The organism is Pyruvatibacter mobilis (assembly GCF_012848855.1).
In the GTDB taxonomy this organism is placed as follows: Bacteria; Pseudomonadota; Alphaproteobacteria; order CGMCC-115125; family CGMCC-115125; genus Pyruvatibacter; species Pyruvatibacter mobilis.
Genome location: NZ_CP051630.1, coordinates 975,179 through 1,001,410 on the forward strand (window position 1 = coordinate 975,179; position 26,232 = coordinate 1,001,410).

25 protein-coding genes are annotated in these 26,232 nt (G+C 63.9%); 15 read left to right on the top strand and 10 right to left on the bottom strand.

What is annotated here, in order from left to right; translation table 11 throughout:
• Positions 1-139: 139 nt before the first annotated feature.
• Positions 140-646, bottom strand: coding sequence for a winged helix-turn-helix transcriptional regulator (locus tag HG718_RS04525; protein WP_160588889.1), 507 nt, complete (start codon positions 644-646; stop codon positions 140-142).
• A gap of 180 nt (positions 647-826) precedes the next feature.
• Between HG718_RS04525 and HG718_RS04530 the strand changes: the two genes are divergently transcribed.
• From HG718_RS04530 to HG718_RS04540, 3 genes are all read left to right on the top strand, one after another.
• Positions 827-2,008 (top strand): efflux RND transporter periplasmic adaptor subunit, encoded by a 1,182-nt coding sequence (locus HG718_RS04530; protein ID WP_160588888.1) that lies wholly within the window; start codon positions 827-829, stop codon positions 2,006-2,008.
• A gap of 18 nt (positions 2,009-2,026) precedes the next feature.
• Positions 2,027-5,164, top strand: coding sequence for an efflux RND transporter permease subunit (locus HG718_RS04535; protein ID WP_160588887.1), 3,138 nt, complete (start codon positions 2,027-2,029; stop codon positions 5,162-5,164).
• Between the two features lie 130 nt (positions 5,165-5,294).
• On the top strand, positions 5,295-6,149 hold the full coding sequence (locus HG718_RS04540; RefSeq protein ID WP_160588886.1) for a hypothetical protein: 855 nt from the start codon (positions 5,295-5,297) through the stop codon (positions 6,147-6,149).
• A gap of 165 nt (positions 6,150-6,314) precedes the next feature.
• Here HG718_RS04540 and HG718_RS04545 read toward each other — a convergent pair whose 3' ends face one another.
• Positions 6,315-7,760, bottom strand: coding sequence for a carotenoid oxygenase family protein (locus HG718_RS04545; RefSeq protein WP_160588885.1), 1,446 nt, complete (start codon positions 7,758-7,760; stop codon positions 6,315-6,317).
• A gap of 253 nt (positions 7,761-8,013) precedes the next feature.
• Here HG718_RS04545 and HG718_RS04550 point away from each other — a divergent pair, with 253 nt between their 5' ends.
• Positions 8,014-8,634, top strand: coding sequence for a TetR/AcrR family transcriptional regulator (locus tag HG718_RS04550; RefSeq protein ID WP_160588884.1), 621 nt, complete (start codon positions 8,014-8,016; stop codon positions 8,632-8,634).
• A 119-nt stretch (positions 8,635-8,753) separates the two neighbouring features.
• Here the strand turns inward: HG718_RS04550 and HG718_RS04555 are convergent, their stop codons facing one another.
• The 3 genes from HG718_RS04555 to hfaA are packed head-to-tail and all read right to left on the bottom strand — an operon-like array spanning position 8,754 to position 11,008.
• Positions 8,754-9,401, bottom strand: coding sequence for a hypothetical protein (locus HG718_RS04555; protein ID WP_160588883.1), 648 nt, complete (start codon positions 9,399-9,401; stop codon positions 8,754-8,756).
• Positions 9,388-10,578, bottom strand: a complete 1,191-nt coding sequence (gene hfaB / locus HG718_RS04560; protein ID WP_160588882.1) for a holdfast anchoring protein HfaB — start codon at positions 10,576-10,578, stop codon at positions 9,388-9,390. The genes HG718_RS04555 and hfaB overlap by 14 nt, the downstream gene beginning before the upstream one ends.
• Entirely contained in the window at positions 10,556-11,008 is a 453-nt protein-coding gene (hfaA, locus tag HG718_RS04565) for a holdfast anchoring protein HfaA (RefSeq protein ID WP_160588881.1), read from the bottom strand. The genes hfaB and hfaA overlap by 23 nt, the downstream gene beginning before the upstream one ends.
• Before the next feature lie 408 nt (positions 11,009-11,416).
• Here hfaA and HG718_RS04570 point away from each other — a divergent pair, with 408 nt between their 5' ends.
• The 3 genes from HG718_RS04570 (at position 11,417) to HG718_RS04580 (ending at position 13,379) form a co-directional block, all read left to right on the top strand.
• Entirely contained in the window at positions 11,417-12,016 is a 600-nt protein-coding gene (locus HG718_RS04570) for a 2-hydroxychromene-2-carboxylate isomerase (RefSeq protein WP_170080222.1), read from the top strand.
• Positions 12,017-12,047: 31 nt separating this feature from the next.
• Positions 12,048-12,806, top strand: a complete 759-nt coding sequence (locus HG718_RS04575; protein WP_160588879.1) for a rhomboid family intramembrane serine protease — start codon at positions 12,048-12,050, stop codon at positions 12,804-12,806.
• Positions 12,807-13,037: 231 nt separating this feature from the next.
• Complete coding sequence (locus HG718_RS04580; protein WP_160588878.1) at positions 13,038-13,379, top strand: DUF4389 domain-containing protein; 342 nt, start codon at positions 13,038-13,040, stop codon at positions 13,377-13,379.
• Between the two features lie 31 nt (positions 13,380-13,410).
• Here the strand turns inward: HG718_RS04580 and HG718_RS04585 are convergent, their stop codons facing one another.
• A complete protein-coding gene (locus HG718_RS04585) occupies positions 13,411-14,073 on the bottom strand; it encodes a GDYXXLXY domain-containing protein (RefSeq protein ID WP_160588877.1) in 663 nt (220 codons plus the stop codon).
• Positions 14,070-15,371: a DUF2157 domain-containing protein gene (locus HG718_RS04590; RefSeq protein ID WP_160588876.1), complete on the bottom strand. Its 1,302-nt coding sequence runs from the start codon at positions 15,369-15,371 to the stop codon at positions 14,070-14,072. The genes HG718_RS04585 and HG718_RS04590 overlap by 4 nt, the downstream gene beginning before the upstream one ends.
• Positions 15,372-15,775: 404 nt before the next feature.
• Between HG718_RS04590 and HG718_RS04595 the strand changes: the two genes are divergently transcribed.
• On the top strand, positions 15,776-16,207 hold the full coding sequence (locus HG718_RS04595) for a CBS domain-containing protein (RefSeq protein WP_027842015.1): 432 nt from the start codon (positions 15,776-15,778) through the stop codon (positions 16,205-16,207).
• 50 nt (positions 16,208-16,257) lie between these two features.
• On the opposite strand, the gene HG718_RS04600 is transcribed toward HG718_RS04595, so the two are convergent.
• A complete protein-coding gene (locus HG718_RS04600) occupies positions 16,258-17,232 on the bottom strand; it encodes a patatin-like phospholipase family protein (RefSeq protein WP_160588875.1) in 975 nt (324 codons plus the stop codon).
• A gap of 84 nt (positions 17,233-17,316) precedes the next feature.
• Between HG718_RS04600 and HG718_RS04605 the strand changes: the two genes are divergently transcribed.
• Positions 17,317-17,907, top strand: coding sequence for a GNAT family N-acetyltransferase (locus tag HG718_RS04605; RefSeq protein ID WP_160588874.1), 591 nt, complete (start codon positions 17,317-17,319; stop codon positions 17,905-17,907).
• Between the two features lie 190 nt (positions 17,908-18,097).
• Here HG718_RS04605 and hisI read toward each other — a convergent pair whose 3' ends face one another.
• Positions 18,098-18,592: a phosphoribosyl-AMP cyclohydrolase gene (gene hisI, locus HG718_RS04610; protein ID WP_160588873.1), complete on the bottom strand. Its 495-nt coding sequence runs from the start codon at positions 18,590-18,592 to the stop codon at positions 18,098-18,100.
• A gap of 116 nt (positions 18,593-18,708) precedes the next feature.
• Positions 18,709-19,341: a GTP cyclohydrolase I FolE gene (gene folE, locus HG718_RS04615; protein WP_027842018.1), complete on the bottom strand. Its 633-nt coding sequence runs from the start codon at positions 19,339-19,341 to the stop codon at positions 18,709-18,711.
• 336 nt (positions 19,342-19,677) lie between these two features.
• Here folE and HG718_RS04620 point away from each other — a divergent pair, with 336 nt between their 5' ends.
• From HG718_RS04620 to thrS, 6 genes are all read left to right on the top strand, one after another.
• Complete coding sequence (locus tag HG718_RS04620) at positions 19,678-20,154, top strand: iron-sulfur cluster assembly scaffold protein (RefSeq protein ID WP_160588872.1); 477 nt, start codon at positions 19,678-19,680, stop codon at positions 20,152-20,154.
• Between the two features lie 550 nt (positions 20,155-20,704).
• Complete coding sequence (locus HG718_RS04625) at positions 20,705-21,319, top strand: cupredoxin domain-containing protein (RefSeq protein ID WP_205345716.1); 615 nt, start codon at positions 20,705-20,707, stop codon at positions 21,317-21,319.
• A 5-nt stretch (positions 21,320-21,324) separates the two neighbouring features.
• Positions 21,325-23,049 (top strand): copper resistance system multicopper oxidase, encoded by a 1,725-nt coding sequence (locus HG718_RS04630; RefSeq protein WP_160588871.1) that lies wholly within the window; start codon positions 21,325-21,327, stop codon positions 23,047-23,049.
• The gene (locus HG718_RS04635; protein ID WP_160588870.1) at positions 23,049-23,756 is read left to right on the top strand and encodes a copper resistance protein B; all 708 of its coding nucleotides are present in this window, start codon (positions 23,049-23,051) and stop codon (positions 23,754-23,756) included. Before HG718_RS04630 ends, HG718_RS04635 begins: the two co-directional genes overlap by 1 nt.
• Before the next feature lie 78 nt (positions 23,757-23,834).
• Positions 23,835-24,143 carry a membrane protein insertion efficiency factor YidD gene (gene yidD, locus HG718_RS04640; RefSeq protein ID WP_027842023.1) on the top strand — a complete coding sequence of 103 codons (309 nt, stop codon included), beginning with the start codon at positions 23,835-23,837 and terminating at the stop codon, positions 24,141-24,143.
• Positions 24,144-24,233: 90 nt separating this feature from the next.
• On the top strand, positions 24,234-26,177 hold the full coding sequence (gene thrS / locus HG718_RS04645) for a threonine--tRNA ligase (RefSeq protein WP_160588869.1): 1,944 nt from the start codon (positions 24,234-24,236) through the stop codon (positions 26,175-26,177).
• Positions 26,178-26,232 lie beyond the last annotated feature (55 nt).

Consider the following 26,232-nt stretch of genomic DNA (forward strand, 5'->3'; position numbering starts at 1 on the left):
GGCACAGATCGGGGCCCGGTGACGCCGTTCAGGAGTGGTAGAGCACGCTACATGCCATTGCCGCCCAAGGCCCGTGCATGGGCAGGGGACAGGGCTAATTTTCTTGTGGAAAACGCAATTTGACTGAAATGTCGGAGAGTTAACGCGAGTCGCTCATCTGCGCGGCGTCCATCTCGTCCTTGCCCGGATGGCACACGACACCGTCCGGCCGGGTCACCACCACGGCATTGAACGGCACAGCCTCTTCGTTGGACGTATCGATGATCCGGGCCTCCAGCGGGGCACCGGTGACGTAATTGTTGAAGGCAACGGGGGTCGCCTTGTCGTTGGCCACTTTCCAGCGGTTGCCCCACTGGGCCAGCGCCATCACGGCGGTGCCGAGATCCTTGCCCTTGGTGGTCAGGTGGTACTCATAGCGCGGCGGGCGGTCCTGATATTGCCGCCGCTCGAGGATGCCGTGGGTCTCAAGGTGCCGCAGGCGGCGGGTGAGGATATTGCGCGAAATGCCCAGATTCTCGCGGAATTCCTCGAATCGCGTATAGCCGCTCAGGGATTCGCGGATAATCAGCATCGTCCACCACTCGCCGATGATCTCCAGCGAGCAAGCGAGCGTACATTCAGAGTTGGCGAAACTGGTCCGGCGCACCCATCTAACTCCATAGGGCGCCACATTCCGGACAAATTGTCAGGAAGCTGCGCCATGTGCGTTGCATCATGAAACTCACCATGGCAGCATAAGTTCCATGGTGCAACTAACCAACCTGTGATCCGCCCCGGCACCTGAATGTCATCCGGCGGGTCTGCGTGTGTCGGGGGAAACGGCGTGGTGCGTGGGCGTTATCTGATCGGGCTCGGTCTCCTCCTTCTCGCAGGGATCGTCATTTTCTTTGTCAGCGGCGCCCGCCAGGCCATCAGCGAGAACATCGAGCGCGACAAGCTCTTGCCGGTGCAGGCCGCGCCGCTGGTTCTCCAATCCTCCTACGATGTCTCTGCCCGCTATGCGGGCCGCATCACGGCCCGGCGCAGCTCCAATCTCGGTTTCGAACGCCCCGGCCTGCTGGCCACCGTGACGGTGGATGAAGGCGCGGAAGTGAAAGAGGGCGACGTGCTTGCCTCTCTGGACACGCGCAGCCTTGAAGCCCAGCTCGCCCAGGCCCGGGCGGCGGAAGCCGAGGCCTCGGCGCGGCTGTCGCTTGCTGACGTCACCGTCAACCGGCAGCGGCAATTGCTTCAACGCAAGAATGTCTCCCAGCAGCGCTATGACGATGCGCGGTTCAACCGGCAGGCGGTGCAGGCGCAGCTTGCCGCCGCCCGCGCCAATATCCGTGCGCTGGATGTGGCACTGGAGCTTGCGTCCATCCGCGCACCCTATGACGGTCATGTGGTCGCCCGCATGGTCGACGAGGGCACGGTGGTGAATGCGGGCCAGCCCATCTTTCGCCTGCTGGAGAGCGCGCGGCTGGAAGCGCGCATCGGCATTCCCGCATCAGTTCTCGACACGCTGACTGAAGGCACGATCTATCAGGTCGAAGTGCGCGGGGAGCTTTACCCCGCCGTGCTGTCGCAGGTGCTGTCGGAAGTCGACAGCGAGACCCGCACGGCCACGGCCATCTTCCTGGTTGAAGCGCCTTTTTCCCGCGTCCGCTCCGGCGAGCTGGCGCGCGTCTTCCTGACCCAGACCATCGACGAGGCAGGCTACTGGGTGCCCATCGAAGCGCTGACCGAAGGGCGCCGCGGCCTGTGGGCCATCTTCGCGCTGGTCACGCCTGAGCCGGACGAGGACGGTACCCAGCCCGGCGAGAAGGAACGCATCCTTGAGCGCCGCACGGTGCAGCTCCTGCACACGGAAGCCGACCGGGCCTATGTGCGCGGCACGCTCAGCGACGGGGAGATGGTGGTGTCGCGCGGCACACACCGCATGGCCCCGGGCCAGCGGGTCCGCCTGTCTGACGGTGTGGCGTCTGCTGCCACACCTGCCGCACCGGCCGCCACCGGCAGCGGCAAGTAGGGCGGGGGAGTTCGCGCCATGTGGTCCAACCTCTTCTATCGCAATCCCCGTCTCACCGCCCTGACGCTGGGCCTGATCATCGTTGCCGGCTGGCTTGCCTTCACCAGCCTCGGCCGTCAGGAAGACCCGGCCCTCACGCGCCGCTTTGCCACCATCATCACCTTCCTGCAGGGGGCGGATGCCCTGCGCATGGAAAGCCTTGTCTCCGAGCCTATCGAAGATGCGCTGCGCGAGGTGCCGGAGATCAAGGAGCTCAATTCCGAAAGCCGCGCCGGGGTGTCGCTCATCCGCGTCGAGCTGCGCGACGAAGTGATGGTGCCGGACCAGATCTGGTCCAAGGTGCGCAACAAGCTCATCGAGGCGGAAGCCATCCTGCCGCCGGGCACCAGCAAGCCCGACCTTCAGGACCGCTCCTCGACAGCCGTCACCATCGTTGTGGGCCTGGCCTGGGATCAGGAGGGGCCGCCGCAGGTGGATATCCTCACCCGGCTCGGCGAAGACCTTGAAAACCGTCTGCTCAACGTGCCCGGCACGCGGGAGGCGGACATTCACGGGGAGGCAATCGAGGAAGTTCTCGTCACGCTTGATGCGGTGGCGGTCTCCTCCCTCAACCTCACCACGGCGGAAGTGGCCAATGCGATCCGGCTGGCGGATTCCAAGGTCTCGGCCGGCCTCCTGCGCAATGCCACCAATGACCTGTCCATCGAGGTGGTGGGCGAGCTTGAGACCGTGGCGCAGATCGGCGACCTGCCGATCAAGCAGCGGCCGGACGGGCAGATCGTCCGTATCCGGGATATCGCGACCGTCAGCAAGGGCACGCGTGATCCGCCCCGCAGCCTGGCCCTAATCCGCGGCAAGCGCGGCGTCATGGTTGCTGCCGAGATGGAAGCCGGCGGCCGCATCGACCTGTGGTCGGCGCGCGCCATGGAGGTGATCGAGGAGTTCGGCGAAGAGGTGCCGCGCGGCATCGAGATGCGCATCGTCTTCGACCAGAACATCTACACCTCCGCGCGGCTTGGCGAACTCGGGTCCAACATGCTGCTGGGTGCCGGGGTGGTGCTGGGCGTTCTGCTCATCACCCTTGGCTGGAAGTCCGCGCTGCTCGTCGGCATGGCGCTGCCCTTGTCGGTGCTGATGGTGTTCATCTTCTTCAACATCATCGGCATGCCGCTGCACCAGACTTCGATGGTCGGCATCATCGTGTCGCTCGGCCTGTTGATCGACAACGCCATCGTGGTGGTGGATGACTTCAATGCCTGCCGCAAGGCGGGCGCAAGCCCCGGTGAAGCGATCTCGGAAACGATCTCGCATCTGTTCGTGCCGTTGTTTGCGTCCACGCTGACGACCGCGCTGGCCTTCGCGCCGATTTTCCTTGCGCCGGGCGGGGCGGGGGAGTTCGTCGGTCCGCTGGCCATCGGCGTCATCGTCGCCATCTCCTCGTCCTTCTTCCTCGCCATGACTGTTATCCCGGCGGTTGCGGGCTATGTCTCCAGCGAGGATGACGGGCGTGACGGCCGTGCACCTGTCTGGTGGCGCGATGGCTATGTGAACCGCGACCTTGCGGACCTCTACAGGCGGTCCATCCGCCTCATCCTCCGCGTGCCGGTCATCGGCATTGCCGTTGCCATGGTGCTGCCGGTCATCGGTTTCCTGATGGCGGGCACGCTGGAAGAGCAGTTCTTCCCTGCCAATGACCGCGACATGTTCCAGGTGCAGCTCTTCATGCCGCCGCAGGCCTCCATCGAGGAGACACGCAGCATGGTCGAGCAGATCCGCGAAGAGCTGAACGCCCATGAGAGCATCGTTGACAGTTACTGGGTGGTGGGCGACCCGGCGCCGCGTGTCTTCTATTCCATGACCAATTCGGGCGAGGGCAACACGGCCTTCGCGCAGGCTTTCGTCCGCACCGTGTCATGGGAAGCGACGCTGGAAGACCTGCCCGAGATCCAGAACGACATCCGCAATGCCTTCCCCAACGCCACCATCCTGGCCACGCCGTTCGAGCAGGGCCCGCCGGTGGATGCGCCGGTGGAAGTGCGCGTGGTGGGGCCGGACCTCAATGTGCTGCGCGAAGAAGGCGAGAAAATCCGCGCCATTATGCATCGCACGCCGGGCATCACCTACACGATCGCCAAGCTGGCAGGCGGCCAGCCGAAGCTGACCGTGGTGCCGAATGAGGACGAAGCCAAGAATGCCGGGCTGCAGGCGGTGGACATCGCCCGCCAGCTCGACGCCACCTTCGAGGGGGCCATCGGCGGCTCCGTGGTGGAAGCGACGGAAGAACTGCCGGTGCGCGTGCGCATCGGTGACGACGACCGCAGCACCGTCGCCGACATCCGGTCTGAATACATCCTGCCCAGCCAGCGCGGACCGATTACGGCAGGCGGCATGCCGGGCGTACCGCTAACGGCCATCGCCGATATCGGGCTTGAGCCAGAGCTTGCGGGCATCACCCGCCGCAATGGCGAGCGCACCAACACCATCCAGGCCTTCGTCGTGCCTTTCGTGCTGCCCGCTGAGGCGCTGGCCGGGTTCCGCGCGGAACTGGAGAAGGCGGGCTACGCGCCGCCGCGCGGCTACCGCTTCGAGTTCGGCGGGGATGCCGAACAGCGGTCGGAGGCGCTGGGCAGCTTCCTGGCGTTTGCCGGGCCGCTGCTGGTCATCATGGCCGCGTCGATCATCCTGTCGTTCAATTCGTTCCGTTATGCGGGCATCGTCTTTGCCGTGGCCTTCCTGTCGGTGGGGCTGGCGCTGTGGGGCGTGTGGCTGTTCGGCCATCCGCTCGGCTTCGTTGCCATTGTCGGCACCATGGGTCTTGTGGGCCTCGCCATTAACGGGGCGATCATCGTGCTGTCGGCCTTGCGGGCGGATGATGCCGCGCGGGCGGGGGATGCCGAGGCGGCGGAAGACGTGGTGGTCGCTGCCTCGCGGCACATCATCTCAACGACATTAACCACCATCGGCGGCTTCCTGCCGCTTATCATGTTCGGCGGCCGCTTCTGGCAGCCCATGGCCACGGGCATTGCCGGCGGCGTGGGCGGCTCGGCCATCCTGGCGCTCTATTTCACCCCGGCGCTGTTCATGATCATTGCCCGGCGCGAGGCGCGGCGGGACGAACGAAAGCGCTCCCGTGCGGGGTTTGCCCCGGCTGAATAGTCCCGGGGCCCCCTCGGGGCGCCAACCCGGCACGCTCCCTGCATTTTTCCGTCCATTGGCGGGCACACGCCCCGCTTCAGGACAGAAATGGGTCATATCTCCCCCGGATACGGCCCGCAGGAGTGCCAAAATGAAACACGTGATCCGGATTGCTGCCGTCACCGCCCTGTCGGTGTCTCTGAGCGCAACGGTGCTGGGCGGTGCCTCCATCGCCGGTGACGAGAAGGGCGGCGGCTACGGCAAGCACCGTCCGTCCATGCCGCACGCCCCCAACATCTCCGTTGGCGTGCCGAAGATTTCCACCCATGTCTTCAACGTGTCGGTCCCCGTGCCCAACGTGCATGTGCCCATGTTCAATGGCCAGCGCGACAAGAAGGACGGCGGCACGGATACCTTCCGCGAGAAGGAAACCATCATCGAGCGTGAGACCATCCGCGAGACGACCATCATCGAGCGCGAGGTCATCAACAACGAAACCGTCTTCATCGGCGGTGGCGGTGGCTCGTCCTATGTCATCATGCAGGCCCCGGCCATCGAGATTCCGAAGATCAATGTCGTGCAGCCCCAGGCTCCGAAGCCCGTGAAGGCCGAGTGCATTGACGTGAAGGGCCGTCTGTCCAACGCGATCCGAGTGTCGCCTGCCGAAATCGGCGTCGACTACAAGGGCGAAGTGTTCCGCTGCCCGGATGGCTTTGCCCTGGGCGCCACGGTTGGCGAGTGGGTCAATGGCCGTGCCGACTATACGGATGGGTTCGTGATCGAGTGCCAGCCGGGTGAAGCACTGCGCTTCGGCCAGTCCGGCCGTCTTGCCTGCGCCGCCGAAGAGCGCCGGGCCGATCTTGCTCACGCGCGCCTTGCTGGTGGTCCGCTCGCGGAGGTTCTGATCCATCGCGGGTCCGCTGCGTCGGCCTCCGGCCATGGCGGCACGGCGGCTGATCTCGGCGGCCTGGTGCTTACCGGCGGCGTCGGCGGCCGCGTCTACTAGTCACAAGTGGGGTTCCGAGAGGGGAACCAGATGAGAGCGCGCTTCCTGTCCTGAGCGCTGCCCTCATCGCACCCGCGGGCGTTCTGGTTGGGGGACCGGAACGCCCGCATTTTTTTGTCTCGCCTCAGGTAAGTGATCCCGATGGTTGGGGATGGCCGCACGTGCCTAGCCCTGGCCCGTCCATGCCCCGTGGAAGGAAATGGGGACGTGGTGGCTGAGGCGGATCTTCGCCAGCGGCCCGTCTTCCACGTGCCGGGCGTCGAACACGGCGAAGAAGGTCGTCCTGCTTTTGGCCTCAAGGCACTGGGCGATCAGCCAGCCTTCATCAACGTCACCGGCAGTCTCGTCCCGTGCGGCGAAGACAGGCTCTCCCACCTGCACATTGTCCGCTCCGAAGTCGAAGAGCTGGGTCGCACCGGTCTGCATGTCCATGCGCTTGATGCCGCTGTTGAGACCGCCCACGCCGCCGCAGGCGAAATAGCCGACGCGGTGGTTACTGAGCTGCACGCGCGGGTCCGTCATGGGGAATTCGTGATTGCCGCCATCAAGGATCTCTTCCCGGGCAGCGCCCGTCTCCAGTGACAGCACATAGCGCCGGATCGTGCCGGGATGTTCGGCATTGCCCATCTCGCCGCGCATCAAAGACGCGAAGAACGGGTTGTCACCGATGAAATGGTCCGGCGCATCATAGGCCACGATGTCGGCAATGATCTCGCCGCCGGTCTCGTGGGCGTTGAGCGCATGCCACATGAACGAGCCGGGCACGTCGAAATAGCGCGGCGCGCCCCCGTCTTTCGGCACCACGGCCAGCACGGTCCCGTCGTCGCGGCTGAAGCTCAGACTATCTGTCAGGCTCTTCATGCCGGCGAGGAAGCCGAAGGGCGAGAAGTGGCAGGGATGCAGCACGAAGATGACGTGGTTCTTCGTGGCCAGGAAGTCGTGGATATAGACCTGGCGCGGCGCATCGAACCTGAACTCGCGCACCTTCTCCAGCATCGGTCGATAGATCGCCACATGCAGGGACATGGAAGGCCCGAAGCCCTGGCCCGCGAGGATCCATTCATTCGTGTCCGGATCAAGTTTCGCATGTGCCTTGTAGCCGCCGCTGAGGGCGCTGACCTTTTGGGTGCCGGTGGTAGCCAGGCTGCGCGGGTCGAGGAGGAAAGTGTCGCCGCCCTCATCCCGCGCGGCGATTTTGCCATGCACCGGGTAGACGGTGACGCCCGCCTGGCTGGCAATGTCGCCGCCCATGAGATTTGAGAGCATGCCGCCCGGGCGGCGGGTGGTCCAGGTCGCGTGCTTGAACACGCCCGCCTGTTCTTCCGCCATATATTTCGGCGTCTGCACGAAGGCATTGCGGTAATGCGCCTTGCCGTTGCGGATCGAGAGCCGCTGCACCAGCCCGTCGCCGTCCAGCAGGTGCTGCTTGCGATGGCCACCGCGCTCGAACAGGCCCGGGCCGTTGCGGTAGAGCACGCCGGCGAGGCCGTCGGGCAGGGTGCCTTCGATTTCCGGGGTGTAGTCGCGGCCGCCCTGCTCGGACGTGCCGAGGAGCGCCAGCCAGTCAGGGGCGCGGGTGGGTGAGGGCTGTGCGGCATGGGCGGATGACATGAGACCTCCGGGGGCTGCTTGCGAGGTGAAGGGGAGTTTCCCCAGCGGCAGACAGGCAAGCGCGCTGGCGCCGGCTGTGGCGGTGAGCGCCTGACGTCGGTTCAAACGGACAGTGGGACTGGAACTGCGAGGCTTGGAGCTGCGAGGCATGAGACCCTCCCGGTCTGGCGCGCCATGGAGGCTGCGCATAGTGTCTATCTTGACGGTGTTAAGATATGTTGCATCTGAACGCTGTCAAGATTAAATTGACTGCATGACAGGACAGACACGAAAAGGGCGGAAATCCGCCAGCTATCACCATGGAGATCTCAAGCGCGAGCTGCTTGCTGCGGCCCGGGCGCTGCTCGAGGAGGTGGGACCGGAAGCGCTGTCCCTGCGCAGCGTTGCGCGGGCGGCCGGTGTCAGCCAGGCCGCGCCGTATCATCACTTCGAGGACAAGGACGCGCTTCTCGCGGCCCTGGCCACTGAAGGCTTTGCCGAGCTATCAGCGCATATGGATGCCCAGTCGCGTGATGCCGGGACGAGCGGCGCGCATATGGGCGGGCTGGGGGCCGGCTACATTCTCTTTGCCGTGCGCAACCCGGCTCTGTTCCGCCTCATGCACGGGCCCCGTTTCGTGGCGAAGGACAAGTATACGGAGCTGCTTGAGACCGCGGCGCACAGCTACGAGATGCTGCGCGCAGGCGTAACAGCCTGTCTCGGTGATGCCCCAACAGCGCAGGAGATCGACACGGCCTGCACGGCGGCCTGGTCACTGGTGCATGGGGCATCCATGCTGGTGGTCGATGGGCGGGTCCAGGTGGGTGACAGCGATGAGGACATCATCGCCTTTGCCGCCCGCATGACCGGCCAGCTGCCGCTGCGCGGTGTCTGACATCTCTCAGTGCGCAGTGCTCAGCGCAAAAAAAGAGGGGAGACCCCCCGAAGGTCTCCCCTTGAGTATGTGCGCCCTCAACCCCGACGGTGTCGGGCGCTGCTCGAAAGAAGGTGGCGCTAGAAATCGGCGCCGTAGGTTGCCGAGTTGCCGATCGCCGTGGCGCTGAGGCCGGTGAAGGCAGCATGGTTGGTATTGTCGGTCTTGAAGTTGACCGTTGCGCTGGAAAGCGCGTTGTTCGTCTGGTTGTTGTTCACCTCAAGCGGGGCCGGATTGCCGAAGCCTGCGACCGCGCCGGTGGCGGAGTTGGCCACCGCGGTGGCGGTGCCCTGCGTCTTGCCCCAGCCGTCCGAGGCGGTGATCGTCGTCGTGGCCCTGGTCTCCGCATTGGCGGTCTGGGTCACGTTCATGACCCCACCGGCGAAGTTGGCACCTGCCGTGATCTTGTTCGACACGGCCAGCGAGTTGGCACCGGTATAGCCGTCGATCTCGTCCACGGTCACATCCACATTTGCCTGCACGGCGGCCTCGTTGGTCTGGGTCGAGGTCAGGTCCAGGGTCGAGCCGCGGGTGACGGCGGTGAAGTCGTTGGCGAAGGCCGCTGCCGTGGCGTCGACACCGGAGCCGTCGTCGTAGACAACCTTGATGTCGGCGATGACGCTGTTCAGGTTGATCTGGCCGTTGAGGACGGTCGAGACCGGAACAGTGGTCGTGGCAGTGGCGTCGGTGGTGGCTTCCTGCGCAGCTGCGCCGTTAGAGAGAGCCACGCAGACCGCTATCGACGCGGCCGTCAGAACCGGCATACCAGCCATACGGGCGATTGCGCGTTGCATAGTCATATCCTCCGGAAGAAGCAGGAGCAGTGTAAGGGGCGGGCTGCGCGGCAGGCGCGGCCTGGGTGTTGGTGTTGTAGTAGACCGGAGCCTGGGCCTGCGGAGCCTGGGCCTGCGGGGCAGTGGCATAGGTCTGGGTCGTGTGGCCGGCGGTGGCGTGCGGCACCTTCACGGTGGTCGCGGAGCCGTTCAGCTCGTTGACATAGCGGTTGGATGCCATGGCCTGACCGTCGCCCAGCGGATCCTCACCGGCGCAGGTGGCCGGGCCGAGGCCGTTCAGGCTGCCGATCATTTCCAGCACGGCGCGTTCGATGACCGAGCGCACGGCGAGCTGGATCGGCTCGAGGGCCTTTTCACCGGCACCGATGTCGATCAGGTTGCCGCCGAAGAAGTCGAACACGCCGGCGCGCAGCTCGCGGCCGATGATCTGCTTCTGGTAGGAGATCACGTCCACCACTTCGAGGGTGGAGGTCTTCACCAGGCGCAGGTCGAGGCCGACATTCAGCACATACTGCTTGGCAACCAGGGTTGCCGTGGTGCCGGTGGCGCTCTCTTCGGAGAACAGGCCGTCCAGGCCGCCGGAGCGGATGTTGAAGTTCAGCTCGGTGATGCCGCCGACCAGGTAATAGTCCGAACCCGGAATCTGGCCCGCATGCACCTGGCGGTAGGCACCTTCGGCGCCATTGTCGCCGATGAGCTTGTTGTTGGCGTATTTCAGTTCCAGCTCGCTGACGCCCGTATCGAAGCGCTCAACGAGGCGGACACCGGCCTTGGCGAGGGCGGAGATGGCCATCAGGGCAGCGCCCTGGGTGACCTTGCGGCCGCCTTCGAATTCTTCCTTGCCGGTGTAATCGGCGATCTGGCCGACGGCGATGCGCGGGCCGGCCATGCCGCGGCCACGCACCTGGCGGGACATGCAGCGCAGCGCCGTGGAGTACGGCGTTTCGTTGCTGATCACCGGCGCATTGCCGATCGGCGTTGCGTAAGTGCCGCTGGGGCCGGCCACGGGGCTGATGCAGCCGGCGAGGGCCAGCGCACCAAAGGACATGGCGATGCCGCGCAGGGCGGAACGGGTGTTGGTCGGGGATTTAATCAAGATCGAGCGTGCCATTGAGGATAACGGCCTCCTGATCGCCATTGTTTATCTGGGTAGAGTTGACGATCACTGTATTGTTGTTGCCATTCGTCACGACGTTCAGCTGGTTGCCGATGGCTGCTGCCGAGCCATTGACGTACCCGACGCCCGACCCTTCGCCTGCCACGCCCGCAGTGTTGCTGTACTGCGAGTACTGGTTGACGAGGACACGGTTGCCGTTCACATCACGATTGGACGGGTTGAAGGCGCGATTTTCTTCACCAGGGTTCATGCCAAAAGGCGTGTTCATGGTCAGGCCTTCTTCCCACGGCTCGTTGGCCGCGAGCGCCGCACCAGCCGTCAGGCTGAGAGCGGAAAGGCCCAGGGCCAGAGCGCAGCCGGCAACGAGCGCGGCCAGTTCGGCCTGCGTGCGTGTCCGGTTCTTTTTCTGCGTCGTGCCCAGCATGGCGTGTCGCTTTCCTTCGGTTCATGCGCACCAACGCGGTGCACGCCGGTAAGAGAGCAACGGCCATGCCAGCCCACAGAGCTTTGATCCGAAGGCGGATTAACCATGGAAGTGGCGCAATTCCGCCAATCGGCCTTTAAGCTGGTTCGGGTGTTAATCTCCGGGTGCCGGAACGTGCCAGTTTCGGCTGTCCCGCTCTGGATCAAAGCGGGACATCCGGCCCGGCAGATCGTCCCGAATGGGCCAGATGGGCACATCCACATAGGGACACCCCGCCGCGGCGGATTACCCGCGGTGCCCTTGCGGCCTTGCCAAGGGCATTAACCAGCCGCCATCCTGCGCGCGATCTGACATACCCATCATAAGGGGCGCTGAAGCCCCCACGCAGGGAGTGAGCCGATGCCGGCCGTGCTTGAATTCTTCTATGACGTCTCCAGCCCATGGACCTATCTGGCCTTTTCGCGTGTCGAGGCCGTGGCCGAACGGGCAGGGGCCACCATCGAGTGGCGCCCGGTGCTGGTGGGCGGCATCTTCAACAAGGTTAACGAGGCGGTCTATGAGGCCCGGGCCAATCCTCATCCGGTGAAGGGCCGCTATTACGTTAAGGACCTGCGGGACTGGGCCCGCTTCTGCGGGGTGAAGATCGGTCAGCCGCCGGTCTTTCCCGTCCGTGCCGTTGATGTGATGCGCGGGGCCATCTTCGCGCAGGACGAGGGCAGGATCGTGCCGTACAGCCGTGCGGCATTCGAAGCCTATTGGGGGGACCTCAAGGACATTTCCCAGCCGGATGTGCTGAAGGAGATCTGCGACACGGTCGGTCTCGACTGGGACGCGTTCCAGGCCGCGCTATCTTCTGACGCGGTCAAGGCCCGTCTGCGGGCCAATACGGAAGAAGTCATCGAGCGCGGCGGTTTCGGGTCGCCCACCATGTTTGTTAACAAGACGGACATGTATTTCGGCAATGACCGGTTGGAGCTGGTCGAAGCCGCCCTCAAGGCTGCGGCCTGACCGAAATCGCGTATACACAGGACATCCCCATATGAGTGAAGGTTTTGATCGTGGCGGCGCCCGGCCGTCCTATCCGGCGTTTCGCGCGCCCGGCGTGCTGGTGGGGCTGGTCGCGCTCCTGTTCGGCATTCACCTGGCGCGGGGGTTCCTGTCCGGGGAGGCTGATTTCCAGCTGATCCTCACCTTTGCGCTGTTCCCGGCGCGCTACGCCCCCACCGTGGACGGGGCGGTCTACTCCTTTCCCGGAGGTCTGTGGGCGGATTTGTGGACGCCTGTCACCTACGCCTTCCTGCACGCGGACTGGCTCCATCTCATTTTCAACTCGGTGTGGCTCATGGCGTTCGGCACGCCGGTGGCCCGCAGGCTGGGGGCCGTGCGCTTCATCTCTTTCTATCTTCTGTGCGGGGTGATTGCCGGGGTGGCCTATGCGGGGGCGCAGGCAGGCTCGCTTGCTCCTGTTGTCGGGGCATCCGGTGCGATTTCCGGTGTCATTGCGGGCGCTGCGCTGTTCGTGTTCGAGCGATCAGGCCCGCTGGCGCGGTTCGGCTTCGACTATTCGGCCGAAGCCCTTCGGGCCGTGCCCCGGCGCCCGGCGCACAAGGCGCTGGCGGGCGGGCAGGCGCTTGTCTTCAGCGCCGTCTGGCTGGGGCTGACCCTGCTCACGGGGCTTATCGGCCTGGGGGCTGCGGGGGAGAGCGCCAACATCGCCTGGGAAGCCCATGTGGCGGGCTTCATCGCGGGCATCCTGTTCTTCCCGCGCTTCGACCCGGGCGTCGCGTCGGAGGAATAGGGGGCTGAATAACAGGAAAGATGCGCAAAATAGCGGGTAACCTATTGAACCCGCTTACGGACTTCCCCAAATCCAGAGCAAGCGGATGAGCCTGATCCGACAGCCCGATTGTCAAACCGGCTGGCGGCCCGCTTCGGCCCTCGGGCCGCGTTTCGGCCGGTCACAAACCCGGATCATGGCCCGACTACCGCACGGTTCTGGTGTGCCCCAACTCAGGAGAGACCCCCCACAATGAGCGATGCAACCGCTTCCTCACCCGGTGATACCCCCAATCCGGACGGCGAGACCCGCCGCATCGGGTCCGATGCAAATGGCGACGAGGCCCTCTGGGTACGCCTGCTGTTCATGCTCGGTTACTGGTTCCTCGGCAATCTGGCCTTCTCGATCTCGATCTTCCTCGGTGCGCTGCAGTTCGTGGTGATCCTGATCCGCGGCGAAGCCAATAATGAGCTGAAGACCTTCAGCCGCAACCTCATCAAGTTCGTCTGGCAGTGTCTTGCCTATGTGACGTTCAACACCAACGAAAAGCCGTTCCCGCTCAACCGTTTCCCGGATGAGAAGGCCGACGACTGATCGTCGCCTGATGTGAATGCCCGAGTTGCTGCTAGAACAGCGGCTCCAGATAGACCGGATCGCCGCCATTGAGGACAATGCCCTTGATGGCGGCGTTTCCGTTTTCGGCCACCGCCACAAGCACGCTCACCGTGCCTTCGTTGCGGTCGGCTTCAAGCGCGGGGCCGGTTCCTTCCGGCACGAAATACTGGTCGATCCCGTAATCCACGCGGAGGCGAATGCCGGTGGCGTCCTCAAGGGGGCGGGGCGCCTCCCCTATGGCCGTCACGGGCCCTGTCTGGCTCAGGCTGGTGATCCGGCCACGGATGGTGACCACGCCTGCGGTATGGCCGGGCAGGGTGGGTGCTGCAGCCACGGGCTCCCAGATGCCGTTCGCGCCTTCCTTCAGGGACACATAGATCAGCCCGCCCTCGGTGAAGGCCTCCGGCGTGTCCGTCAGATCCTCCAGGGATAGCGTGGAGATGCGGTAGTTGAGGATCACATAGTCGCCACGGAAAATGTCGCGCGGGTCCACCGGCGCTGTCGCCAGGCGCACTTCCGCGCCGTCGGTCAGGATTGCCACGCGCTCCATCACGATCTGCGCCAGAAGCACCGTCATGAGAACGCCTGCCAGCGCCAGCCCCCAGACGCGGTAGCCGCCGCGGGCAAAACCTGTGAGCCATCCGGCTCGTGCTTCAATTGGTGCTTCGGTCATGAGACGTCTCCCGTGCCCGTGCTGCCTGTCAGCATCTGTCTGCGCACGCGGGCAATGCCGATGCTGAGCCCGATCAGCAGCAGGCCGCCGATGATGAACACCAGCGACGTATCGAGCAGCGTGCCGACGGTGCGGAGGTAGACATAAAGCGCCATGCCCGCGAACAGGACGAAGCCGAGATTGGTGCTGAACCGGTCATGGGTCCGCATGCCGTAACTCACCGCCCAGATCGCCGCGGCGAACAGGGCAATCACCAGCAACCACTCCACCGCTGACGCTGCCGCCAGCAGATACGGATAGGCCAGCGTGAAGAACGCCATCGCGGCAAGCGCCGTCGCATCCAGATAGGTAAGCCGTCTCGCCTGATGTCCCATGACGATGGTGGCGACGGCGGCGCCCGTGAAGATGAGCGCCACCACCAGATACTCCGTCAGCGGAGCTTGGGCGTCTTCGCTTGCCAGCAGCATCAGCACGCCGCTGCCAAGGGCTGCCAGCAGGCCCCAGTGGATCATCGCATCCTCAAAGGGCGCGATGAGGCGCAGGGGCAGGTGTCCCTTGGCGGTAACCAGAATGGCGAACAGAGCTCCCACCGCGAAGGCTTCAGGCCCTGTCCATTCCCGCTCGCCCACCAGCCAGACGCCGGTGATGGCCGCCCAGACGCCCCAGGCAATGAGCAGCAAATGCGCGCCCGCACGCCAGCCCATCTCCGCCACCAGCAGGCCTGCAAGGCTCATGGGGATCACGAATTGCCAGTGGAGGGAGGCCGGGTTCTCCATCAGCGCCGCCAGGCTCCAGGCCGGGGCCAGGATGATGGCCAGCGCCAGCGCCGCGCGGGAGGGGGCGAGCCAGGCGGTCACCAGCGCGCCGGCCATCCACAGCATCAGCCCGCCCGAATACTCGCCGCCCACATGGTACATCTGCCCGATCAGCATGATGGCGACGCCGAACAGGCTGACCGCAAGCAGGATCGCCGCCTCGGCATAGATCGGGTGCTCCGTGCCGTTGGCGCGCACCTGCCAGATGGCAACGCCGAGCGAGGCCCACATGCCGCCGAACAGGATCAGCAGCTTGGCGAGCTTCGACATCTCGCCCCAATTGGCGGCGACGAAGCTCATGGCGGCGAAGCCCAGCAGGATCACGCCGAGCACGGCCAGGATCGAGGTCAGCCCGCGTTCGCTGCCGCTGCCTTCGGCTTCCTTGAGGATTGCCGGGATGCGGGCCGGGTCCACGAGGCCCTTCTGGGCCCAGCGGTCGAGGTCGTCGCGCAGGCGGCGCAGATAGGCCTGTCGCAGAATCATCAGCTTGTTCCTCCCTCGCGCGGGGCGTGCGCCCGCCTGTATCCCCAGCCCTAAGCACCCATTTGGCCTTAAATGCGGCGCGCATTTTTCCTTGGTTTGACGCCAAATTTGTTTGAATGCGTCAGCGCCGCTGACCTAAACCATTGACCTTGTTCATTTTCTCTCCTTGTCGCGACGGAATGTCGCGCTCATACTTCGATTTCATACGCGCAGTCGGCCCGGGTAGGCCAGCTCCGCATTCCGGCGGCACTCCGCTGCCGGGCAGCTTCGCCCCGATGCACAACGGCTCCATATGGCCGGAACAGACCGGCGCGAGACCGGGCAAGCGGGCGGAACGGCGGAAAGCAGCAGCCGGGCGCGGACGGTGCGTCGGATTCATCATCGCTGAATAGGGAGAGCGTGTGATGACTGTATCGAGCATCCTGAAGGACAAGGGGCGGGAGGTTGCGACCATCTCGCCGGATGCGACCCTGCAGGACGCAGCGGGCGTCCTGGCCGAGCGGCGTATCGGTGCCGTGGTGGTCACGGATTTTGCCGGCCGCGTGGCAGGCATCCTGTCGGAGCGCGACATCGTGCGTGCCACGGCAGGCAGCGGCTGCGACGCGCTGAAAGAGCCGGTGGCTGCCTACATGACCCGCGAAGTGGTCACCTGTACCGCGGCGGACACCACCGAGCGTCTCATGGAAATGATGACCTCCGGGCGCATGCGTCACCTGCCGGTGGTGGAAGACGGCAAGCTGGCCGGCATCATCTCCATCGGTGACGTGGTGAAGCGCCGCATCGCGGACGCGGAGCTCGAAGCCGAGTCTCTCAAGGCCTACATCGCCAGCGGCTGACCGGGGTCCGACGGAACCCCGCCCGTCAGCCCCCTGTCATCGGCGCGGGCCTATTCCGATACGGGCGCGCCGGACATGTCCGGCTTGCCGCCGAGGAACTCCATTGCTTCCCGGATAACCGGGATGGCCTGGCGGGCTGCGTCCTCACCTATCTTGATGCACTCGGATGCGCGGTGGAAATCGCTCAGGGCGATGTGGCCGATGCGCGGGGCCATCATCACGTCCGGCGGGTCACCGGCCAGGCGCATGCGCGCCAGCCTGTCCTGGATGATGTTGAGGGCTCCCATCATCACCGTGGTAATGCCCGGTGTCTTGCTGTCCCAGCCAAATAGCTGGCGCACCAGTTCCCGGTCCGGCCGGGTGGCGCGGGAGACCATGGCCCGGCCGATGGAACGGCGCCCTTCGCGCTTTTCCTCGAACCCGAAATCCATCCCCTCCACCTTGTCGCCCTCGGTCACCATGCCGAGGCCGTAGGTGTCCGAGCCCAGCGATACGGCGATCACCAGGCGCGCACCGAAGGCACGGCACACGGAGGCAGGCACCGGGTTCACCAGCGCCCCGTCCACCAGCCAGCGCTCCTCGATATTGATGGGGTTGAACACGGCGGGCAGAGCATAGGAGGCGCGCAAGGCCGGCACCAGCGGGCCGTCGCGCAGCCAGATTTCGTGGCCGGTCGCCAGTTCCGTTGCCACCGCCACGAAGCGGGTGCCGAGATGCTGCAATTCGATGTCGCCGATATTCTCTTCCAGCAGCTTTGCCAGCTTCATGCCTGACAGCAGCCCCGCACCACCAAAATTGAGATCGAGCAGGCCCAGCATCCGGCGCGGCGTCAGGCTGCGGGCCCAGTCCTCCAGCGCGTCCAGCTTGCCCGCCGAGTAGCAGCCGCCCACCACGGCACCGATGGAGGTGCCTGCTATGATGTCCGGGCGGATGCCTTCTTCCATCAGCACGCGCATGATGCCGATATGCGCCCAGCCGCGCGCCACGCCGCCGCCAAGGGCAAGGCCGATTTTGGGTCGCGTCATGGGGGTCCAGTCCTTATGGTGCGCGGCCCCGCGGAACGCGGGGCGAATTCGGGAGTGGCCGCAGAATGCCACTATGAGCCTTGGGTGCAAGTCACCATTGGCAGCAATCTGATGGACGGGAAACCGGGAGACGACGTGATGCCTCAGCTGGCGACCAAGCGGATGGATCTGCGCCCCTTCCAGGGGGAAGACTGGAAGGATCTTGCCCGCATCAATGGTGACGCGCGCGCCATGGATACCTTGTCGGCAGACGGCAAGCCGCTCACCGACGATGCCATCCGGGCACGGACACAGGCTCATGCGGCCCATTGGGACGCGCATGGCTTCGGCCTCTGGTATGTGACGGACAGGGCGAGCGGCAGCTTCTGTGCCTATGCGGGCCTGCGTTTCGTGGTGCTGGACGGTCGGCCGGTGATTGAGCTTGCTTATGCGGTGGTGCCTGATTTCTGGCAGCAGGGGCGGGCGAGAGAACTTGCCCGGACCACGCTGGATGAGGCTTTCGCGCGGCTGGCTCTTGAAGAGGCCTGGTGCTTCACCCTCACGCGCAACACCGCGTCACGCCGCACCATGGAGGGGGCGGGGTTCCAGTACAGCCATGACGGTGATCGCGTTGGCCTGCCGCACGTCTTCTACACCCTCACCCGCGCCCGCTGGCAGGAGACCTGTGAGGTTTAAGCAGTGAGGCGGCAGCCCCGGTTGGACAAAAGCCGTTCCTAATCCATCCATACCGTATCCCTCCGGTCGAGCCGGAGGGACACGGATGGGGTGGCCGGTGATTGTAGTGAGGGGTCTCGCCCCGATCCCAAAAACCAAAAAGCCCCGGACAGTGTCCGGGGCTTTTCGTTTGATGTGCAGGCCACAGGCCTCAGAGCTTGGTCGGGTTCGGCGCGTCGCCATAGACCTCGACAGGATCGAAAGTCTTTTCGTCTTCCTTGTAGGTCAGGACGATCGACTTGAAGTCGCCTTCGGTTTCGCGCGGGCCGGTGGGCACTTCGCGGTAGAAGCAGGACATGTAGCCCACATGGCAGGATGCGCCGGAGCCTGCCACATCCACCTTCATCCACACGGAGTCCTGATCGTCGTCGATACGCAGTTCGACGATCTTCTGCACCAGGCCCGAGGTCGCGCCCTTGTGCCAGACGGCCTGGCGCGAGCGGGAGAAATAGTGGGCCTCGCCGGTTTCGATGGCCTTGGCGAAGGCTTCGTCGTTCATGTAGCCGACCATCAGCACGTCGCCCGTATGCACATCCGTGGTCACCACGGGCATCAGGCCGTTGGCGTCGAATTTCGGCGCCAGGTCATGGCCTTCCTCGACCTGCTCAACGGTCACGCGGGGGGCAAATTCGGGCTTCTTGGTCATCGGTCTTACTCCATGCGCCGGCGCCCGGTCGGGAGGGCAGCTCTCGGCGCAAATGATTGCGGCCCCGCATATAATATGCAGGGCCGCTTTCGTCATCTCAAAAGGATGGCGGTGTTTTAGTAGCTGCGGTCGCCGCGCACAAGGCGGAAGAAACGCTCTTCCATGCGCGGGTCATCCTTGAACACACCGGTGAACTGGGTGGTGATCGTCGCCACGTCGGGCTTCTTGATGCCGCGGGTGGTCATGCACTGGTGCTTGGCCTCGATCATCACCGCCACGCCGGCCGGCTTCAGGGCCGAGGCAATGGTTTCGGCGATCTGCGCGGTCATGGTTTCCTGCGTCTGCAGGCGCTTGGCGTAGATCTCGATCACGCGGGCGAGCTTCGAGATGCCCACCACCGAGTTGATCGGCATATAGGCGATGTGCGCCTTGCCGAGGATCGGCACCATGTGGTGCTCGCAGTGGCTCTCCAGTGAGATGTCGCGGAGCATGACGATGTCATTGTAGCCCTCGACTTCCTCGAAGGTGCGGCCCAGCACCTGGGCGGGGTCTTCGGTGTAGCCTTCGAAGAATTCCTCATAGGCACGCACCACGCGCGACGGCGTGTCGATCAGGCCCTCGCGGGCGGGGTCGTCACCGGCCCAGGAAATGAGCGTCCGCACGGCGGCTTCAGCTTCCGCGCGGGTGGGGCGCTTGATGTCATCCCCGGTGGTCTCGGTCAGCTCTGCTTTGTCGACCATGGCATCCATTGGTTTCGTCCTTCCTGGCGCACGCGCGGCCCCCCGTCCCGGTCAATATCGAAGGTTTCCGGGCATGAGGCGCAGCGAGGCGCATCACTGGTATGGATCCGGTGCGCGAAGTCCAGTCAGTCCTTACGTCAGCACGCGCGCCGGCGGTTGATATATGGCACGGCCAGGGCCCCGCCACACTGCATAAACTGTGCATCCTTTGTTGCATTTTCTAGAGGTTGTCGCAATTGGTGCACATTGGAATTGCTAAAATTTGGGTGGGCGCCTCCTGTTTTGTTCCAGATACGCAGCAAATACCCGCTTGGATTTTCACAAGATTGGACGCACATAGGCTCAATGAGTGACACGGCCTCCCAGAGTGCTTCCGGCACCGACCTGAACGACGTCTACAACGCCCGCATTCTTGAGCTGGCGGGCAACATCCCGCGCATCGGCAAGCTGGAGGATGCGGCGGCATCGGCCAGTGCCATCTCCAAGATGTGCGGCTCTAAGGTGACGGTGCATCTGAAGATGGCGGATGGCCGCGTCAGCGATTTTGCCCACGAGGTCCATGCCTGCGCCCTGGGCCAGGCCTCCTCCTCGGTCATGGCCCGGCACGTCATCGGGGCCACCCGCGCCGACATCGAGCAGGTGCGTGACCAGATGCGCGCCATGCTGAAGGAAGAGGGCGACCCGCCCACCGGTGACTGGGCCGATCTCGAAGTCCTCCTCCCGGCCCGCGACTTCAAGAACCGCCACCAGTCGATCATGCTCACCTTCGAAGCAACCCTCGACGCCATCAGCCAGATCGAAGCTGCGGCTGACGAGGTCTGAGCGGACCGGGCTTCTATCTCTCTTGACCTTCCCCTTGGGGGAAGGTGCAGGCTCTGCTCATGCGCGCGCTGATGTCATGTCTGCTGAGTCTTCTGCTGGTCGCCATTCCGGCCGCGCCCTTGTGGGCGTCGCCCGAAATGACGGCAGCGCACATGCTCGGCTGTGACATAACATCAAGTGCCATGGCTGGCGGGGCGCATCATGAAGCCCATGGCCAGACAAGCCCTGACCAGGGGGGCGATGAGCCGGCGAGCCGGTCCTGCCCCCTCGCAGCTTCCTGCTTCACAAGCCTCGCCGCGCCCACTGCGCCGTCAGTCGTGATGGGCAGCCTGACGCCTGTCCGGCTGTTGCCGCCATCTGCGCGGCTGCTTGGTCCTGCTGGCTTTGATCTCGATCCGCCGCCGCCCCGCCTGGGTGACGTCTGAAGCCGCGTGAGACTGGCGCATGCGCGCCTGGCTTGCGCACCTCTCAGTTCATTCAGTTCGTCACGTGTTCGGCGATGCATATGCGCGTCGCAGTCGCGGGACGTCATCTATCGCGGAGATCAGAGATGCCTGTCCGTATTCACACCATGACATCCATCCTTGCCGGGGCGGCCCTTGGCCTCGTGCTTGCCGTACCGGCAACAGCCGCCGGCAGCCATGCTCACGGCCACATGCAACCTGCCGAAGGGCACGCAGGCCACATGAAAAGCGGGGCGGCTGCCGGTCCCGATTCGGGCCCGATGTCCTTCGGCAAGCCCGGGGACCCGGAAGGCGCTGACCGTGTGGTCGACATTGTCATGGAGGACAATTTCTTCACGCCCGAAAGCATCAGCGTACGCGCCGGTGAGACGATCCGTTTCAACGTCGTCAACAAGGGCACGCTGGTGCACGAGTTCAACCTCGGCACCCCGGCCTACCATGCAGCCCACCAGAGCGAGATGATGATGATGCAGGAACATGGCGTCTTGATGGGTGATCACATCAACCACGCCATGATGAACGCGCCCATGGGGGAGGACGGCCACATGATGAGCCATGACCACCCGAACAGTGTCCTGCTTGAACCGGGCAAGAGCGGGATCGTTACCTGGACCTTCACTTCCGGGGGCGACATCGAGTTCGCCTGCAACGTGCCCGGCCACTATGCCGCCGGCATGGTCGGCACGGTGGATGTGGAGTAGGCGCCATGAAAATACGTGTACGGATATTTGCAGCACTTTTTGGCTGCGCGGTGGTCGCACTTGAAGGCGCTCTTCCCGCGGCGGCAGGCACCTATGACCTCACGGTCGAGCCCGTCACCCTCGATGTGTCGGGGCGGGATGTGGACGGCTTTTCGATCAACGGTCAGGTCCCGGCGCCGCTATTGCGGTTTACCGAGGGCGAGGAACTCACCATCAACGTCACCAATACGCTTGAGGTGGATACCTCGATTCACTGGCATGGTTTCGTTCTGCCTTTTGACCAGGATGGCGTGCCGGGCATGAGTTTTGACGGCATCAAGCCTGGCGAAACCTTCACCTATCGTTTCAAGGCGCCGAAGGCAGGGACCTATTGGTATCACTCCCATTCCGGCCTGCAGGAAGGCGCAGGCATGTATGGCCCGATCATCATCGAGCCGACCGGACGTGAACCCTTCCGTTATGGCCGGGACCATGTGGTGGTGCTGTCTGACTGGCACGAGGACAGTCCCATGCAGGTCTTCCGTAATCTCAAGCGGTCGCCGGATCACTACAATTTCATCCAGCGCACGGCAGGCGAGTTTTTCCGTCAGGCAGAGGAAGAAGGTCTCGGTGCTGCACTGGGTGACAGGCTGGACTGGGGCGAGATGCGGATGATGCCGTCCGACATTCAGGATGTTCAGGGATACACCTATCTGATGAACGGCCGGAACCCGTCGCAGAACTGGACGGGACTGTTCACTCCCGGGGAGCGCGTGCGCCTGCGTTTCATCAATGCATCGGCGATGTCGTTCTATGACATCCGCATTCCCGGACTTGAAATGACCGTGGTGCAGGCGGATGCGAACAACGTCCGCCCGGTGACGGTGGACGAGTTCCGCATTGCGGTGGCTGAAACCTACGACGTGATCGTCCGTCCGCGTGAGGACAGGGCCTACACCATCTTCGCTGAAACCATGGCACGGGATGGTTTTGCCCGTGGCACGCTGGCGCCGCGTGACGGCATGGAAGCTGCCGTGCCCGAGTTGCGTGACCCGCCGCGGCTGACTATGGCCGACATGGATCATGGGGCCATGCCAGGCATGACTCACGGGGACATGGACCAGGGAGAGATGGACCACGCTGCCATGGGACATGCGGGCCATGACATGGGTGCCATGGGCGGGGGAGATGATGATCCGTTCTATGCACCGGGATCAGGGCTTGAGCCTGACGCGGCCAATGGCGGCAAGTTCCTGTCCCTCGGAGATCTGCGGGCGCAGGACCCTCTCTATGAGGAGCGACCCTATGACCGGGAAATCCGGCTCCGGCTTACCGGCAACATGGAGCGCTATATCTGGTCGATCAACGACAAGAAACTTTCAGAGGCCGAACCACTGCGTCTGAAGTATGGGGAGCGTGTCCGTTTCACCTTCATCAATGAGACGATGATGGCGCATCCCATGCACCTGCATGGCATGTGGAAGATTGTTGATGTGGGGGCGGGCAAGTGGAACCCGCTCAAGCATGTGCTGACGGTCGCCCCCAACACGACATTATCCGCCGATGTGGAGGTGGACGCACCGGGCCAGTGGGCGTTCCACTGCCACCTGATGTACCACATGGCTGCCGGCATGTTCCGCAAGGTCATCGTTGAGGGCGGCCCGGAGGATCTGGCGCAGGTCGATCCAGAGCTTGAGAAACTCTGGGGCATGGCCAATGCCGGAGATGCGCAGGCCGGAGGGCATCACTGATGGTGTGGTTCCTGGTCGCAGCTTCTTTTGCTGCATTGCTTGCCGTTCCTGCTTCGGCCGCCGAGATGGACAATATGGTCCTGTCACTTGTCACGATTGAACGCCTCGAATACCGCGTTCAGGATGGCAACGATCACGGCTTCGTGGAAGGAGACCTCGTGATCGGCAATGACGATCATAAGGCTGTCCTCGGTGTGGAAGCTGAACGCGATCTTGATGGCGGTACCTTCGAAAGTACGGAAGTGCACCTGCTCTATCGTCGTCCGGTCTCACCCTTCTTTGATGTGCAGGCCGGTATCCGGCACGACCTGGCGCCGGACCCGGAAACTACCCATCTGGCCCTCGGCATTGCAGGGTTGATGCCGCAATGGGTGGAATTCGAGGGTACGGCTTACTTGTCCGATGACGGCGATATCGCGTTCCGCGCGGAAGCCGAGACCGAGCTCTATCTCACCCGGCGCATTTTCGCGCAGCCGATGATCGAGCTCGACCTGTTCGCAAGCGAGAATTCGGCCCGCGAGATCGGGGCGGGTTTCGGAAAGATCGAAACCGGCCTGCGGTTTCACTACGCGATAACCGGGGGGCTCAGCCCCTATATCGGTGTCAATTACGAAGCGAAGCTCGGCGAGACTGCCGATTTTGCCCGGGCCGACGGTGAAGATCCTGGTGCGACGGCATTTGTCGCCGGCGTCCGCTTCGCCTATTGAGGAACCTGGAAGCCGGGGCAGGGTTAACGACTGATTAATCCTGCCCCGGCTAGGTTTTTATTCACTTGGGACCCGGATATGCCGAATCCCTTTAAGTATCTGGCCTTGGGCCTTATCTGGGTCTATAGGAACGCCATATCGCCCCTGTTGGGGCCGCGTTGCCGGCATGTGCCGACCTGCTCCGACTATGCGCAGGAGGCGATTACCCGGTTCGGGGTCTGGCGGGGCGGCTGGCTGGCCGTATCACGCATCCTGAGGTGCCATCCGTGGGGCACGCAGGGGCTTGATCCGGTACCGGAGGAGGTGCCGCACGCAAGCGCGCTCACTCCCTGGAAATACGGGCGCTGGACCGGCGCCCATATCCGGGACCGTTTCCCGGACGACTGATCCGGTCCGTTCATAGGGGCTCCATCGGCCCCACACCACAAACGCTCTCAGGCTTACCTGCATGGTGTGCAGAGAATGAGGAGGAGAGGGATGGTCAAGCTGACGCTCCCCGACGAGTCTATCCGTGAATTCCCCGAAGGCATTACGGGCCTTGGGCTGGCGGAAGATATTTCAAAATCACTGGCCAAGAAGGTCGTTGCCATTGAGGTGAATGGCGACCAGTGGGATCTCACGCGCGAGATCGAGCAGGACGCCAAGGTGCGCCTGATCACCCGCGATGAGCCCGAAGGCGTGGAGATCATTCGCCACGACACGGCCCATGTGCTGGCCGAAGCCGTGCAGGAGCTGTTCCCCGGCACGCAGGTCACCATCGGCCCGAACATTGAAAACGGCTTCTTCTACGATTTCGCCCGCGATGAGCCGTTCTCGACGGACGATTTCGAGAAGATCGAAAGGCGCATGGCCGAGATCGTCGACCGTGACGAACCGATCACGCGCGAGGTGTGGGATCGCAACGAGGCGATCGAGCATTTCAAGTCCATCGGCGAAAGCTACAAGGCCGAGATCATTTCCGATCTGCCGGAGAATGAGACGATCACGGTCTATCGCCAGGGCAACTGGAAGGATCTCTGCCGCGGGCCGCATTTGCCGTCCACGGGCCGTCTGGGCAAGGCCTTCAAGCTCACCAAGCTGGCCGGTGCCTACTGGCGCGGCGACAGCAACAATGCGCAGCTGCAGCGCATCTACGGCACCGCCTGGGCGAGCGAGAAGGATCTCAAGAAGCATCTGCAGATGCTTGAAGAGGCCGAGAAGCGCGATCACCGCAAGCTCGGCCGCGAGATGAACCTGTTTCATTTCCAGGAAGAGGGGCCCGGCTCCATCTTCTGGCATCCGCATGGCTGGACACTGTTCCAGTCGCTCATTTCCTATATGCGGGATCAGCAGGCCAAGGCGGGCTATGAAGAGATCAACACGCCTGACGTGATGGACAAGTCCCTGTGGGAGAAGTCCGGCCACTGGGAGAAGTTCGGCGAGAACATGTACACGTCGGTGACGCCCGACGAGCGCACGTTCTGTTTGAAGCCGATGAACTGCCCGGGCCATGTGCAGGTGTTCAAGCACGGCCTCAAGAGCTATCGCGAGCTGCCGCTGAAATTTGCCGAGTTCGGCAAGGTTCATCGTTATGAGCCGTCCGGCGCGCTGCACGGCATGATGCGGGTGCGGCACTTCACGCAGGATGACGCGCATATCTTCTGCACCGAAGATCAGATCACGGAAGAATGCGTGACGGTGACGAACCTGATCCTGTCGATCTACCGGGATTTCGGCTTCGAGGATGTGCGGCTCAAATTCTCCGATCGTCCGGAGAAGCGCGTGGGCTCGGACGCGATCTGGGACCGGGCCGAGGCGGCGCTCAAGACGGCCATCGAGGCAACGGGTCTTGAGTATGAGCTGAACCCGGGCGAGGGCGCCTTTTACGGCCCCAAGATTGAGTTCGTGCTGCGCGATGCCATCGGGCGTGACTGGCAGTGCGGCACCGTGCAGGTGGACTTCAACCTGCCGGGCCGTCTGGGCGCGTTCTATATCGGTGAAGATGGCGAGAAGCATGAGCCGGTGATGATCCACCGGGCGCTGTTCGGCTCGCTCGAACGCTTCCTCGGCATCCTGATCGAGCATCACGCGGGTCGTTTCCCGCTGTGGCTGGCACCGCTGCAATGCGTGGTCGCCACCATCACGTCGGATGCGGACGATTATGCGCATCAGGTGGTGGAAGAGCTCAAGCGCTTCGGTCTCAAGGCGGAGGCTGATATCCGCAACGAGAAGATTAACTACAAGGTGCGTGAGCATTCGCTGGCCAAGGTGCCGGCGCTTCTCGTGGTCGGCAAGCGCGAGGCCGAAGAGCGGACCGTCGCCATCCGGCGTCTCGGCTCGAAGGACCAGATTGTGCTGCCGCTGGCCGAAGCGGCCCAGTCGCTGGCGGAAGAGGCTTTGCCGCCTCAGGCCCAGCGGGTGCAGGCCGCTGCTGCCGAATAGGCACAGCACGTCAGCTCAAGCAAAAAAGAGGGCGGCTTCCCATCCGGGAAGCCGC